Source organism: Sphingomonas chungangi (genome assembly GCF_013778325.1).
GTDB classification, from domain to species: Bacteria; Pseudomonadota; Alphaproteobacteria; order Sphingomonadales; family Sphingomonadaceae; genus Solisphingomonas; species Solisphingomonas chungangi.
In genome coordinates, this window is record NZ_JACEIB010000027.1 from 626,680 (window position 1) to 640,389 (window position 13,710).

Here is a 13,710-nt window from a genome sequence, read left to right on the forward strand (position 1 = left end):
TGATGCGTTGGCACGTCATGCTGCCAGCGACACTCCCATGGTGAACCTCGTCAACATCCTGTTCCATCGCCTGTGGGAGATGGCGACCGAGTTCATCAAACTGCTCCCCCAGATGGCGATCGCGCTGCTGGTGCTGGTCGCGACCTGGGCGATTGTCAGATTCTCACGCCGTCTCGCCGAGCGCATGTTGAGCCAGACCGACACGCGCGGCACGCTCGTCAATCTCGGCGAAACGCTGATCGGCGTCGCGATCTGGATCGTCGGCATCCTGATCGCGATGTCGATCGTGGTGCCGAGCGTCACGCCCGCCAACATCCTTGCCGTCCTCGGCCTCGGGTCGGTCGCGGTCGGCTTCGCATTCAAGGATATCTTCGAGAATTTCCTCGCCGGCATTCTCATCATGCTGCGCAAGCCGATGCGGATCGGCGACATGATCGAGTGTCAGGATGTGGCCGGACGGGTCGAGAATATCAGCCTGCGCGATACCCATCTGCGCCACCTGTCGAACGAGCTCGTGGTGGTACCCAATTCCTTCCTGTTCAAGAACCCGGTCAAAATCCTGACCGACGAAACCCAGCGTCGCTACTCCGTGACCGTGGGCGTCGGCTATGATGTCGACCTCGACGCGGCGGCGGCGGTGATCGAGAAGGCGGTGCAAAGTGTCGAGGGTGTCGACGCGGACAAGCGGATCGACGTTTTCGCCACCGAATTCGGCGACAGCTCGATGAACTTCACGGTCCGTTGGTGGGCAGGATCAAGGCCGATCGACATGCACCGGACGCGGGACGGCGTCGTCCGTAAGGTTAAGCGCGCGCTCGACGAGGCCGGGATGGAGATACCTTTCCCCTATCGCACGCTCACCTTCAAAGAGGCTTTGCCTCTCAAACGGGCAAGCGAGACGCAGCAAGAAGCGCCCCCGCTCGACGGAAAACACGACGAATAGAAGCGACTGCAACCGCCGGCATCCGGTCACCAGCGCAACAGGCGAGGCCCACATAGAGCGCCGACACAGGCCGCGAGCATCATACCGAGCGTGTACCAAGTGAGCACGAACATAGCCGACACCTCGGGACAGTGCAGGCAGTAGAGCGTCGCTGCCCAGGCGGCCGCCGTAAATCCCGCCGCAGCACCAGCGGCACGCAGGCGTGTCGGCGCCAGTCGCCTAAACGACCAGAGCAGGCCAACGAAGATCGGCGCCGCGAGCACTAGTACCAACCAGGGGCATATCTTCCACGACTTGCCGAGCCACATCGCCAGCCAGTCCGCAGTCGGCACGTGCGCCATCTCGACCGCGCCGACCGCTCCGAGCAGAAGGAAGGGGATCACCAGCGGCCAGAAGCGCCTGAGCCGCGGAGCCTCGGGGCGGGCCAGTTGCGCGGTCACAGCGAGTGAGCCGATCCCGAGCGAGATCGTGTAGATCCACTTCATCCAGAAAGCGAAGCCGTGCATCGCGATGGCCAGATCGGGCCTGACGCCCAATCCCAGCGTGACGGCCATCAGGGTGACGATCGCGCCCGCGACGATGCCACCCCCGAGGCGGTACAGCCGGGCGCGACGCGGCACGCGCGGCACGTCGCCCGCCAGCTGGTCGATGAGCGTATCGGTGTTCATCGCCCTTCGCCCCTGATCCGGGCCGCCAGGGCCTTCAGCCCGCGATGGACGGAGATTTTCACGTCTGATTCGCTGATCCCGGCCGCATCGGCCGCCTCCGCCGTGCTGAGCCCGTCCAAGCGGGTTTTCCGGATCGCACCCGCCTGCTTTGCCGGCAGTCCATCGAGCAGCCGGTCCACGTCGACCCGTGCGTTGCTCGCTTCCTCGAAGCCTTCCGTCCCGAAAATTTCGTCAAGACCCTCGATGTTGCAGTGGCGGCGCTCGCGCCGAAAACTGTCGATCATCTTGTAGCGCGCGACCGAGAACAGCCAGGCCGTGAAGGGGCGGTCGCGGTCGTAGCTGGCGCGACGCGTATGCACGGCGATGAGCGTTTCCTGCACGAGGTCCTCGATTTCCCCACTGTCGCTCAGACGACGGCGGTAGAAGGCGCGCAATATAGGAACCAGCGCTTTCAGAAGCGCAGCATGGGCCACGGCGTCCCCATCGAGGCCGCCCGTCATCCACGCCCTGAGCTGATCCTCGCTAACCCGCATGCACGCTCCGGTTCCTATACGTGCCTGAGGGAAGCCGTGGTTACACAGAGGATATTCTACGGGTGTAACCGAAGCAGTCGACGTCTCGTATAGTCGTTATGAAACGCTCGACTATCCTCATTCGCGCGCATTTCCTTTTAATGGGCGCTTTTTTCCCGACGATTGCATCGGCTGCGGCAGTCGTTCCCGGCGCATCGAGCGATCACCCCACCGTCGTCGAGCTGTTCCAGAGCCAGGGTTGCTCGTCATGCCCGCCCGCAAACGCGAACATCAATGCGATCGCCGACCGGCCAGACATCCTCGCTTTGTCTTTTGCCGTAACCTACTGGGATCAGCTTGGCTGGAAGGACACGTTCGGCTCGCCACGCTGGACGGCGCGGCAATGGGACTATGCCAATCAGGCGGGGCGCGGCGAGGTCGCCACCCCACAGGTGATCGTCAACGGTGGGCCGACGATCGTCGGCAGCGATCGCCACCAGCTTGACGCGCTGATCGCGCAGGCAGGCGCCCCGCGCGGCGGCCCCGAACTCATCGTCGAGAGTGGCATCCTCAAACTTGGCGCCGCGCCGCGTGCCAAATCTTCGATCGTCTGGCTCGTCCGCTATGATCCGCGCGTCCGCAACGTGCCGATCCGCGCCGGCGAGAATGGTGGCCGAACCCTACCCCACCGCGACATCGTGCGGGAATTGACGAAACTCGGCAGCTGGAACGGGGCCGCCGCCACGTTCCGCGTGCCACCGCCCGACGAACAGGGTCTCGCTTCCGCAATCCTCGTCCAGCAAGGGACCGGTGGTCCGATTACCGCCGCCCGTCGCATCTGAATTCTGCCCGCCGCCGGCGTCGCGGCGGGTTGCCCTTGTCAGGCGCCATTTTTCCCCAAGGAGATACCCCATGCGCATCCTCACCCTGCTCGCGATCTCTTCTCTCTCGCTTTCCGCCGCCGCTCCGGCGATGGCGCAGGATGCGATGGCCTCGCACGACAAGATGATGGCCGGAGACAAGATGTCCGGCGATAAGATGATGTCAGGCGGCAAGATGTCCGCCGCCAGCATGCGCAAGATGAAATCCTGCAACGCCATGTCGCACGACATGATGATGAAGAATGCCGGCTGCATGAAGATGATGAAGATGCACCCCGACATGATGCAGCATGACGACATGATGGGTCACTGAGCCAATCTCTGGGGGGCGTGGCATCCGGCACGCCCCCGACCTTCGTAATTCGGAGCCTCGCCATGTCGTCCGAACCACTAGAGCCACCGACCGGCGGTGACCTTGTCTATCGTCAGCGACGCCCGGTGCGTGCCTGGCATTGGCTGAACGCGTTCACCGTCATCGTCATGCTGATGAGCGGGCTGATGATCTTCAACGCGCATCCGCAGCTCTACTGGGGCCAATACGGCGCCAATCACGAGGCGCCCTGGCTGGAGATTGGCAGCGCCGACGGGCGCGGCTATCTGCAGCTCGGTCCCGTCACCCTACCGACGACCGGCGTACTCGGTCAGGTGGGTGGTCAGGAGATCGCGTTTCCGCCGCTCGTGACCATTCCGACGAGTTACGATCTCGCCACCGCTAGGGCATGGCATTTTTTCTTCGCCTGGCTGCTCGTCGTGCCCGGATTGCTCTTCTGGGCCTGGGGAATTGCGACGCGACATGTCCAGAACGATCTCGCGCCCACGCCGGAAGAATTGCGGCCTCGAAATCTGTGGCAGGACATCAAGGATCATGCGCGCTTGCGCTTTCACGGCGGCGAGAAGGCACGCCGCTACAACGTCCTCCAGAAGCTCAGCTATGTCGGCGTGATCTTCGGCTTGCTGCCCGCAATGGTGCTGACGGGGCTGACTATGTCACCCGACATCGACGCGGCTTGGCCGTGGTTGCTCGACCTCTTCGGCGGCCGCCAGTCGGCGCGCTCGATTCACTTCATCTGCGCCGCTTTGCTCGTCGCCTTCATCCTGGTCCATCTGCTGATGGTGGTGCTCGCAGGCCCCTTCAACGAGCTGCGCTCGATCATCACGGGCTGGTATCGCCTGCCGAAGGAGCGCGCGGAATGACCCTCCTGACCCGCCGTGGCTTGATTGGATCGATCGGCGCCGGTGCCGGCGGACTGCTGCTTTCCGGATGCGACAAGATCGTCGCCGCGCCCAAGGTGCGCGACGTGATCGGCCTCGGCGAGGGCCTCACGATGCGCGCGCAAAGGCTCGTCACCGATCGCACCGCGCTGGCGCGTGAGTTTACGGCATCCGACATGTCACCGGTGTTTCGGACCAACGGCAATACGATGCCAGAAAGCGACGCCTACCAAGCCCACATGACCGACAATTTTGCCAACTGGAGGCTGGTCATCGATGGAATGGTGCGGCGGCCCGCCGCCCTGTCGCTGGCGCAGATCAAGGCGATGCCGACGCGCACCCAGATCACCCGCCACGATTGTGTCGAGGGCTGGAGCGCGATCGGCAAATGGACGGGCCTCCCGCTCAAGTTGGCGCTCGATGCAGTGGGTGTGCTGCCTTCCGCGCGCTACATCGTCTTCCACTGCGCCGACGATTTCGATGGCGATCCCTATTATGAGAGCATCGATCTGATCGATGCCTTCCATCCGCAGACGATCCTCGCCTGGGCCATGAACGACCAGCCGCTCAGCGTCCGTCATGGCGCGCCGCTTCGCCTCCGCGTGGAACGCCAGCTCGGCTACAAGCAGGCGAAATATGTCATGCGGATCGAAGCCGTCGACAGCCTCCAGCGGATCGGCGCCGGCAAGGGCGGCTATTGGGAGGATTCCGCCGACTATCAATGGTATGCGGGGATCTAGCTTAGCCGGTTGCGCCCGTCGCCGGGCGAGACGCTCAGGCGCGGATGTCTACCAGCTGTCCGGTCGTCGCCGCCGCCATCCGCAGTCCAGTGCCGTGATAGCCGACGACCTGAGCTTTTGTCGCGTCGGCCGCCTGCTTGGTGGCCTCTATCTTCTCGCGATCGGGGAGCGGGCGTGTCGGGTCCTCTCCAGCGTTGACATTGTAAGGGCCCGACTGCGGATGCGCGGGGTCGACGTGACGCGCAGCGAGATCGACCTCGCTGCAATTCTTGCAGCGAAAGCCGTTGACCGTCACGGGAGTGCTATAATTGACGGTCGTCAGCATGCTTTCGTCCGATCGCGTTTGCATAGGATAGCGGATCGGTCTCTCGGCCAGGTTAACGCTTGTCGGACGCCATCGCATTGCTAGGAAAATTCCCCGCTGCCTGGAACGGCAGCTGACGTAACGTTGTGCGCCAATAACTGCTTGGCGGGAATGTCCCAGCCCAAGCGATAGCTTCGAGGGTGATTGCGCCATTTTGCGGAAAATGAAGGAATGGAAGGTTTCAGGGTCCGTGAAAATGCCTCGGAACGGCGGCAGGTAGGCGCTACCCTGCCTTTGCTCGCAACCCCGCCGGCCCCGCCGCGATCAATTCGTCGATGTTCGACAGGAAGGTCCGCAACACGGTCGACGAGTTATCGCTGCGATATCCCACGGCGAGATCGATCGTCGGTGGCTCGCCCTTGAGCGGCCGGCTGACAACCGACCAAGGCAGCAGCGGCTCTACGTAGGCGGGAAGCAGGGCGACACCCCGCGTCGATGCAACGAGGGAGACGAAGGCCGCGACCTTACGCTCGGCATGCAGGCCCTGAAGCGCGTGGCCCAGCCGGAGGACATCGCCGGTGCGATCGCCTTCCTCGCCTCCGATGCGGCACGCTGGGTCAGCGGAGACACGCTGCGAGTCGATGGCGGCTCGAAGCTCTGATCCGACACCCCATATCCCTCTCAACATTTTCCAGGAGACGCTCCATGTCCGACAAGGTCATCAAGATCCCCGGTCCCGATCATCCGATCACGATCGAGCACAATGCCGGTCGCGTCATCGTCACACTTGGCGGCAAGGTGATCGCCGACACCACCGACGCTCTCATCCTTCGCGAGGCGAGCTACCCTGCCGTCCAGTACATCCCCCGCAAGGATGTCGATATGGCGGCGCTCGAACGGACCGATCACGCCAGCTACTGCCCATACAAGGGCGACGCCGCCTACTTCAGCATTCCTGCAGGCGGCGAGCGCTCGGTGAATGCGATCTGGACCTACGAGGCGCCTTACGACGCTGTAGCCGCGATCGAGGACCATCTCGCCTTCTATCCCGACAGGGTTGATGCGATCGAAGAGATCGCCAACTGATCATTGCGCCTTTATGTCGGAAGGCGCCAGATTGGCCAAAGCTGGCGCCTTTGCCGATCACCGCTCTCTCGAAAAGCTGACCGTCGGCAATTAGGGAGCGTCCGAAGACGGTTCTATGACCGGCATTAGGGCGCGAAGCGGTCCGGCAACTCTCTGGAGTATGTTTAAGCAACGCTCTTGGCTTGCAACCATGCCAGCTCGGCGAGTTGCGGAAGCACCTTCACGCGGTCCCTTGCCTGCGCCGACGAGGCAGTGCCGCGAATGACCCGGCCCCTGATACCGTGGAAGATCGCCGCGAGCCGAAAAAAGTTGAACGCCAAGTAAAAGGTGTAGCCGGGCATCACATCAATTCCCCGCCTACCGCAATATGCGGCAAGATAGTCCTCTTCATTCGGAATACCGAGGGTGGCGATGTCGGCGCCGCCTAGCCCCGCCACGATGTGCGGCGGCATGCGGTACATCATCGCATGATAGGCGAAGTCCGCGCCCGGATGGCCCAGCGTCGACAACTCCCAGTCGAGCACGGCGAGGACGCGCGGCTCGGTGGGATGGAAGATCATGTTGTCGATGCGGAAGTCGCCATGGACGATGCTGGTCTCGTCGCCCGGCGGAATGTTGTGCGGCAGCCATTCAACCAGCCTGTCCATGTTCGGATCGCGCCCCGCATCGGGATCCTCGAGATATTGTTGGGACCAGCGGCCAATCTGGCGTACGAAATAATTGCCCGGCCGACCATAGTCACCCAAGCCTGCTGCTTCGTAGTCGATACCGTGAAGTTGCGCGATCGTCGCGTTCATCGCGTCGAACAGCGCGGCGCGCTCCGCGTTCGGCACGCCGGGAATGGTCGCGTCCCAGAAGATCCGGCCTTCGACCATATCCATCACGTAGAAGAGCGTGCCGAGCACGGACGGGTCGATGCACAGGCCACGCACCCGGGCAGCCGGGAAACCCGCTTTGGCAAGGCCTGTCAGCACCTTCGCCTCGCGGTCGACGGCGTGCGCGCCCTTCAGCAACGGGCCTGCCGGCTGCTTGCGCAGCACATAGGCCTGACCGGGCGTCACCAGCTTGTAGGTCGGATTGGACTGGCCGCCTTTGAATTGCTCGATCGAGAGCGGCCCCGCATAGCCATCGACGTGCGCGCGCATCCATCCGTCGAGCGCCGCCTTATCGAGCACATAGCCCGCACGCACCGCCGTGGTGCCACTGTTCGCATCCGCGACCGCGGTCATCCCTGCGCGGACTTCCAGTCGCGCTTGATCTTCTTGGCCAAGCTCCATTTGTGCACTTCGGTGGGTCCGTCATAGATGCGGAAGGCGCGGATCTCGCGGAACACCTGCTCAACGATCGTGTCGCCCGAGACGCCGGTGCCCCCCATCACCTGCACGCAGCGGTCGGCGACCCGCATCAGCGCTTCGGAGACCGCCACCTTCGCCATCGAGCTCTCCGCCGTGCCGAGCGCCCCCGTGTCGAGCACGTCCGCGCACCAGTCGATCATCAGTTCGGCCTGTTGTAGGTCGATAAGATTCTCCGCCAGCATGAAGCCGACGCCCTCATGATCGACCAGCGGCTTGCCGAAAGCCTGGCGCCTGCAGGCATAGGCTGTGGCGATCTCGTTCGCGCGCGTGGCGGCACCATGCCAGCGCATGCAGTGCGACAGCCGCGCCGGCGACAAACGCACCTGCGCGAGCTTGAAACCTTCGCCCGGCGCGCCCAGTATCTGGTTGGCAGGCACGCGCAGGCCTTCGATCGCCACCACCGAATGACCGCCCGGCATCGAGCTATCGATCGTGTCCAGCACCCGCACGATGCGGATCGCCGGATCGGGCAGGTCAACGAGGAACATCGTCGCACCCTCGTCCGATTTCGCCATGACGATGCCAACCTTCGCGCCCTGCGCGCCGGTGATGAACGCCTTGCGCCCATCGATCACCCAGTGGTTGCCGTCCGGTCGCGCAACGGTCTGCATCATCGAAGGGTCCGAGCCAGCGCCGCCGTCGGCCGCCGGCTCCGTCATGAAGAAGGCCGAGCGTACCTCGCCCGCGACCAGCGGCGCCAGAAAGTGCGCCTTCTGCTCGGCAGTCGCGATCTTGCCAAGCAGGTACATGTTGCCCTCGTCGGGCGCCATGGTGTTGACCGCGACGGGCCCCAGCGGTGAAAGGCCGGACGGCTTCAGCACCGCCGCCGTCTCGCGCTGGGTCAAGTGCGCCCCGCCCTCCAAAATGTGCGGCGTCAGCACGCCCGCCGCCTTCGCCTTGGCGCGCAACTCGGCAACAAGCTCTTCCGATGGGCCGTGCGCGCCTAGCCGCGGATCCTGCTCATACGGCGCTACGACGTCCCGCACGAACTGCTCGACCCGCTTCGCCAGCATCTTCGCAACGCCGTCGGCACCATGAAGCATTTCCATCACCTTTCAAAATGCGCCTCGGTGAGGTCCGCTACCAAAGCGGCGTCAATGCCGGGGGCGAGGCGTCTCAAAACAAAGGGAGACTGCCTGTCCGGGCGCTCAAAAATCGCAAGGTTCGTGATCACCATGTCGACGACGTTCTGGCCAGTCAGCGGCAGCGAACAGGATCTGCGGAATTTCGCTATTCCGTCCTTGGAAACATGATCCATCAGCACGATGATCCGGCGAACCCCCGCAACCAGGTCCATGGCTCCGCCGGGGCCTTTGACCATCTTGCCCGGCATCATCCAGTTTGCGATGTCGCCATTTTCCGCGACTTCCATCGCACCCAGGATCGAGAGCTGGATGTGGCCACCGCGAATCATGCCGAAACTGTCCGCGGACGAGCAATAACTCGTCCGTGGCAGTTCAGTGATCGTCTGCTTGCCAGCGTTGATGATGTCGGCGTCGACCTGATCTGCCATCGGATAGGGGCCCAGGCCCAACATGCCATTCTCGGACTGGAGCGTGACATCGATCTCCGGCCCGATGTGATTGGCGACCAGTGTCGGAATGCCGATGCCGAGGTTCACGTAAAATCCGTCTTGCAGTTCGATTGCGGCGAGCTTCGCCATTTCGTTGCGGGTCCAGCCTGTGGGCAAAACCTCCATGTCAGGCAGCCTCCGCCCGAATGGTGCGCTGCTCGATGCGCTTTTCGTTGTTCTCGGCGAGGATGAGCCGCTGGACGAACACTCCGGGTGTATGGATATGGTCCGGATCGATCTCGCCGGATCCCACGAACTCCTCCACTTCCACAATCGTGACGCGTCCGCACGTCGCCGCCAACGGATTGAAGTTTCGCGCCGCCTTGCGGAATACCAGATTGCCGTGGGGATCGGCTCGCCATGCCTTCACGATGGCGAGATCCGCAACGATTCCGCGCTCCAACAGATAAGTCTCGCTGTCGAAAACACGGACCTCCCTGCCCTCGGCCAGCGAGGTTCCGACGCCGGTTCGGGTATAAAAACCGGCTATCCCTGCACCACCCGCACGCATCCGTTCGGCCAGCGTACCCTGTGGGCTGAATTCAATTTCGAGCTCGCCGGCGAGATACTGCCGCTCGAATTCCCGGTTTTCGCCGACATAGGATGATATCATCTTCCGGATCTGCCGCGTCCGGAGCAGCAGCCCCAGTCCGAAATCGTCCACTCCGGCGTTGTTCGAAACGACGGTCAGATCTCGCGTGCCCGCCGCGCGGATCGCGGCAATCAGTGTCTCGGGAATCCCGCAAAGACCGAATCCGCCCGCCACGATCGTCATCCCATCAATGAGATGCCCATCGAGCGCCGCAACTGCATTGGAATAGATCTTCTGAACCATCGGCAACCTTTCAAAGCGAGCCGACGAGGTGACCGCCGTCGACGGTGAGGACGGAGCCGGTCATGTATCGCGACAGATCCGACGCGAGCAGCAGCAACGGGCCGTCGAGATCCTCAAGCTCACCGAGCCGCCGCTGGGGTATACGCGCGATCATCGCCTGACCGGTCGGGCTTTCGAAGAATTCCCGGTTGAGGTCGGTCGACAGATAGCCGGGGGCAATAGCGTTCACCCGGATATCGTGGCGCGCCAATTCCAGCGCCATCGATTTCGTCATCTGGATAACGCCGGCTTTGGAGACCGCATAGGGCAGTACGCCGCCAGCCTGTCTCAGCCCCAGAATAGACGCGACATTTACGATCGAGCCGGCGCGCTTACCCTCGCGCATGGCCCGCGCGACGGCCTGCGTAACGAAAAACATCCCCTTGAGATTGGTGTCGAGAACCGAGTCCCAATCGGCTTCTGCCTGATCGAGCGCGCCGCCGGAGCGGACCATGCCGGCGTTGTTGATTAGAATGTCGAAGGGCGGGCATGCGGCAATCGCCTCCGCAACAGCAGAAGGGTTGCGGATATCCAAGACGAGCGCGCGAGCGCGACCTCCGCCGATCCTGATCTGATCTGCCGCGGCTTCGAGCTCGTTAAAGCGTCGAGCCGCCAGCACCACCTCGGCGCCTGCTGTCGCGAGGACCTGCGCCACATGAAGCCCGATGCCGGACGAGGCTCCCGTGACGAGCGCGCGACGGCCTTGGAGCGACGGGTGCAGCGCCATCATTGTGCCACGCCATCCCGCACCGACGGAGTGTTTCGCCGGCTACTAGCGTCCGGATGCGGTTCCAGCGATGCCTCGACGAGGGCCACGCAGGCCTTGATATCCACCTTCGAATTGCCAAGCCTGGGCAGATGGTCCTGGAAGAGTATCGTTTTGGGTATCTTGAACCCGCTCAGCGACCGGCGGCAGGCGGTAATGATTTCGTCCGCCGATGCCCCCGCGCGAGACGGCACGACGATGGCACATACCCGCTGGCCGAAGCGCGTATCGTCAATACCGACGACGACCGCGTCGGTCACCTGATCGAGCGCCAGCAGAACCGCCTCCACCTCAGATGGGAAGACATTCTCTCCTCCTGTTTTGATCATATAATCTAATCGCCCGATGAAATGCAGCGCTCCGGCGTCGTCGAGAAATCCAATGTCACCTGTCGGCTGCCAAACATTGTCGATCAGCTTCGGTCGACGAACGAAATCGCCGTCCCAATAGCCAGGCGACACGCCGTCGCCTTGGACGGCGATCAAACCGGTCTCGCCAACCGGGACGGGGGCGTGGGTGTCGGGATCGAAGATCGCCACCCGCGAACTGTTGAAATTCTCGTAGCCGTTGTGATCGAAGCGCCGCTCCATCGGAGGAAGTCTGTTGTAAGTGAGGCCACCCTCCGTGCGGCTGTAGCCCTGGAGAAGGACGCCACCCATGCGCTGCTCGAACTGCTCGAGCACCGCCGGATCGACCTTATGTCCGCCGCCCCATGTCATCCGCATGCGATGGGTGAGCTGTGCGAAGCGGACCTCGTCGGCCGTTGCGACGTCCACAATCAGGGTCGCGATCATGTGCATGAATGTCACCCGCTCGCTTTCCACGACGCGCAGAAAATCATCCAGATCCCATTTCTCCACCATGATACACGGACAGCCGACGAAGATGGCATTGGAGAGCACGCTCATGCCGCTCGTGTGAAACAGCGGCGACACGGCCAACGCGATATCGGTCTGCGAAAGCCGGAAGCTGTCCGCCATGGCTCCTGCAATGGCGATCCGCATACCGTGCGTATGGATCGCCGCCTTCGGCGTCGCTGTCGTTCCCGACGTGTAGAGCAGATTGGCCGGTTCGCCTGCCTGGACCCCGATCGACGGATAATGCCCCGTCATCCGCTCGAGCGCAGTCCAGAAGCCGCCGGTACGCTGTTCCTCGTCGACTGTGAGAACCGACCTCGCCCTCGTAAAGATGAATTCAGGCAGCGCCGCAGCTGTCGTGACGATGCAGGCCGGATCGCTATGTCCTACGACGCGCGTCAGATCGTCGCCGCGCAACCGCGAGTTGAACGGCACCGGAAGATAGCCGGCCTTCATGCATCCCAGAAGCACGATGGCGACCTCGACCCGGTTGGGCAGAAAGATGCCGACCCGATCTCCGCGAACCAGGCCCAACTCCGCCATGGCTTCGGCAAACCGGCTTGCGAGATCGTCGAATTCTGCAAAGCTCAGGCGGCAACGGTTGTCCGCCAGCGCCAGGCGATGTGGATTGCTGCGCGCGTGCAGCTCCAGAAAACCGGCGAAGTTCATGCCTGCTTCGCTTCGACAGAGGTTCGATACCGTCCGAGCGTGAGCAGTAACAACGCAATCGCCGAGAGCAGGCTCGCGGCACCAATCAGCGCGATCTGGTAGGAGCCGGTCAGATCCGCACAGCGCGAGTAGAGGACCGTCCCCAATGCCCCGCCAAGCGACATGATCGCGTAAATCGCGCCATAGATGGCGCCATGGTGCGCGACGCCGAAATAGCGAGCGACGCAATATGGGAGCAGCACATATTCCATTCCGCCGGACAGTCCCACGAGCCCGAGTGCGATCCGCCCGGACGCTACGCTTCCGATTCCGAACGCGAAGATGACCATGCCGATCGCGCTGATGGCGAAGAAACAGAACCCGACTCCGGGGGCCCAGAAGCGGTCCTGCACGGCGCCGCCGAACAGTCGGCCGGCAATGACCGACAATCCGAGAACGGGGGTGATCGTCGCTACTGCCGTTTCGGCAAAGCGATAGCTGCTCAACAGGTTCTCGATCTGCGGCAGCAGCCCGGCCAGGCACATGTTGGCCACAAATCCGACGAATGCCAGAGTGGCGAAGCGCCGCGTCCGCGACGCTTCTTGAAGCGTCACGCCGTCCGGCCCATGGGGTGAACCGGCTGCAGCCGCTCCAGCGTCAGCGGAATCGTCCCGGAACGTCAGGAGACCAAGCGGCACAATGACGAGCGACAGCGCACCGAGCATCATCATGCCGGGTCGCCAACCATGGTGGAGGACGAAGGTAGTGAGGATCGGTTTCACCACCGTGCCGAATACGCCGGCACCCGTTACCGCAATACCAATCGCCAATCCCGTGTGAACAGTGAAGAAGCGCGAAACATAGCGCGCCCAGACCATCGGAGAAGTCCCGGCGCCACCGATCGCCATGACGACCCACAGGCCGTAATAGAGCGGCCGCGACGGGGGGATCACAGCAAGGCCGAAGAGCGACACGCCGAAGACGACGGCGGACACCAGCACGACGGCGCGGGTTCCGATGCGATCGGCCAGCAGTCCGATCAAGGGTGGCAACGGCACGAGAGAGAACATCACGATGGTGATGCCGAAGATGACGTCGCTCATCGACCAGCCCCACTCTTTCGCGATGTGAGGCGCTATGATGCCGAAGCTATAGAAGGGTATGGATTGGATGCTGAACGCCACACCCAGAAAACTGAGCAACGCAACCGTCCAATTCTTCTCGAATTCTTCCATCTCAGCGCTCTGGTTTATCCTTGGGGAGTAGGGCGATGGCGAAGATCGGGTCGTCC

General features: G+C 62.9%; 17 protein-coding genes. 7 read left to right on the forward strand and 10 right to left on the reverse strand.

Annotated elements, in window-relative coordinates; all coding sequences use genetic code 11:
• Nucleotides 1-37: 37 nt before the first annotated feature.
• Nucleotides 38-943, forward strand: coding sequence for a mechanosensitive ion channel family protein (locus tag HZF05_RS20865; protein ID WP_160364381.1), 906 nt, complete (start codon nucleotides 38-40; stop codon nucleotides 941-943).
• A gap of 26 nt (nucleotides 944-969) precedes the next feature.
• Here the strand turns inward: HZF05_RS20865 and HZF05_RS20870 are convergent, their stop codons facing one another.
• Both HZF05_RS20870 and HZF05_RS20875 read right to left on the reverse strand, forming a co-directional pair.
• The gene (locus HZF05_RS20870) at nucleotides 970-1,611 is read right to left on the reverse strand and encodes a DUF1109 domain-containing protein (RefSeq protein ID WP_160364382.1); all 642 of its coding nucleotides are present in this window, start codon (nucleotides 1,609-1,611) and stop codon (nucleotides 970-972) included.
• Entirely contained in the window at nucleotides 1,608-2,144 is a 537-nt protein-coding gene (locus HZF05_RS20875) for a sigma-70 family RNA polymerase sigma factor (protein ID WP_160364383.1), read from the reverse strand. Before HZF05_RS20875 ends, HZF05_RS20870 begins: the two co-directional genes overlap by 4 nt.
• A gap of 140 nt (nucleotides 2,145-2,284) precedes the next feature.
• Here HZF05_RS20875 and HZF05_RS20880 point away from each other — a divergent pair, with 140 nt between their 5' ends.
• The 4 genes from HZF05_RS20880 (at nucleotide 2,285) to HZF05_RS20895 (ending at nucleotide 4,956) form a co-directional block, all read left to right on the forward strand.
• On the forward strand, nucleotides 2,285-2,965 hold the full coding sequence (locus HZF05_RS20880) for a DUF1223 domain-containing protein (RefSeq protein WP_246332114.1): 681 nt from the start codon (nucleotides 2,285-2,287) through the stop codon (nucleotides 2,963-2,965).
• Nucleotides 2,966-3,035: 70 nt separating this feature from the next.
• Nucleotides 3,036-3,317, forward strand: a complete 282-nt coding sequence (locus HZF05_RS20885) for a pentapeptide MXKDX repeat protein (protein WP_160364385.1) — start codon at nucleotides 3,036-3,038, stop codon at nucleotides 3,315-3,317.
• Between the two features lie 62 nt (nucleotides 3,318-3,379).
• Nucleotides 3,380-4,198 carry a cytochrome b/b6 domain-containing protein gene (locus HZF05_RS20890; RefSeq protein WP_160364386.1) on the forward strand — a complete coding sequence of 273 codons (819 nt, stop codon included), beginning with the start codon at nucleotides 3,380-3,382 and terminating at the stop codon, nucleotides 4,196-4,198.
• On the forward strand, nucleotides 4,195-4,956 hold the full coding sequence (locus HZF05_RS20895; protein WP_160364387.1) for a molybdopterin-binding protein: 762 nt from the start codon (nucleotides 4,195-4,197) through the stop codon (nucleotides 4,954-4,956). Before HZF05_RS20890 ends, HZF05_RS20895 begins: the two co-directional genes overlap by 4 nt.
• Nucleotides 4,957-4,990: 34 nt before the next feature.
• Here the strand turns inward: HZF05_RS20895 and HZF05_RS20900 are convergent, their stop codons facing one another.
• Nucleotides 4,991-5,281 (reverse strand): hypothetical protein, encoded by a 291-nt coding sequence (locus tag HZF05_RS20900; protein WP_160364388.1) that lies wholly within the window; start codon nucleotides 5,279-5,281, stop codon nucleotides 4,991-4,993.
• Between the two features lie 514 nt (nucleotides 5,282-5,795).
• Between HZF05_RS20900 and HZF05_RS20905 the strand changes: the two genes are divergently transcribed.
• Nucleotides 5,796-5,921 carry an SDR family oxidoreductase gene (locus HZF05_RS20905; protein ID WP_281367546.1) on the forward strand — a complete coding sequence of 42 codons (126 nt, stop codon included), beginning with the start codon at nucleotides 5,796-5,798 and terminating at the stop codon, nucleotides 5,919-5,921.
• 44 nt (nucleotides 5,922-5,965) lie between these two features.
• Entirely contained in the window at nucleotides 5,966-6,346 is a 381-nt protein-coding gene (locus tag HZF05_RS20910) for a DUF427 domain-containing protein (protein ID WP_160364389.1), read from the forward strand.
• A gap of 164 nt (nucleotides 6,347-6,510) precedes the next feature.
• Here HZF05_RS20910 and HZF05_RS20915 read toward each other — a convergent pair whose 3' ends face one another.
• From HZF05_RS20915 to HZF05_RS20945, 7 genes are read right to left on the reverse strand one after another with little or no spacing between them, the layout of a single operon-like run.
• Nucleotides 6,511-7,575, reverse strand: a complete 1,065-nt coding sequence (locus HZF05_RS20915) for a phosphotransferase (RefSeq protein ID WP_160364390.1) — start codon at nucleotides 7,573-7,575, stop codon at nucleotides 6,511-6,513.
• Nucleotides 7,572-8,744, reverse strand: a complete 1,173-nt coding sequence (locus HZF05_RS20920; RefSeq protein ID WP_181638932.1) for an acyl-CoA dehydrogenase family protein — start codon at nucleotides 8,742-8,744, stop codon at nucleotides 7,572-7,574. The genes HZF05_RS20915 and HZF05_RS20920 overlap by 4 nt, the downstream gene beginning before the upstream one ends.
• 5 nt (nucleotides 8,745-8,749) lie before the next feature.
• Nucleotides 8,750-9,400, reverse strand: coding sequence for a 3-oxoacid CoA-transferase subunit B (locus tag HZF05_RS20925; RefSeq protein WP_160364391.1), 651 nt, complete (start codon nucleotides 9,398-9,400; stop codon nucleotides 8,750-8,752).
• Between the two features lies 1 nt (nucleotide 9,401).
• Nucleotides 9,402-10,109, reverse strand: coding sequence for a CoA transferase subunit A (locus HZF05_RS20930; RefSeq protein ID WP_160364392.1), 708 nt, complete (start codon nucleotides 10,107-10,109; stop codon nucleotides 9,402-9,404).
• 10 nt (nucleotides 10,110-10,119) lie between these two features.
• Nucleotides 10,120-10,878 (reverse strand): SDR family NAD(P)-dependent oxidoreductase, encoded by a 759-nt coding sequence (locus HZF05_RS20935; protein WP_220129918.1) that lies wholly within the window; start codon nucleotides 10,876-10,878, stop codon nucleotides 10,120-10,122.
• Entirely contained in the window at nucleotides 10,875-12,440 is a 1,566-nt protein-coding gene (locus tag HZF05_RS20940) for a class I adenylate-forming enzyme family protein (protein WP_160364393.1), read from the reverse strand. Before HZF05_RS20940 ends, HZF05_RS20935 begins: the two co-directional genes overlap by 4 nt.
• Nucleotides 12,437-13,654 carry an MFS transporter gene (locus tag HZF05_RS20945; protein ID WP_160364394.1) on the reverse strand — a complete coding sequence of 406 codons (1,218 nt, stop codon included), beginning with the start codon at nucleotides 13,652-13,654 and terminating at the stop codon, nucleotides 12,437-12,439. The genes HZF05_RS20940 and HZF05_RS20945 overlap by 4 nt, the downstream gene beginning before the upstream one ends.
• Nucleotides 13,655-13,710: the final 56 nt, after the last annotated feature.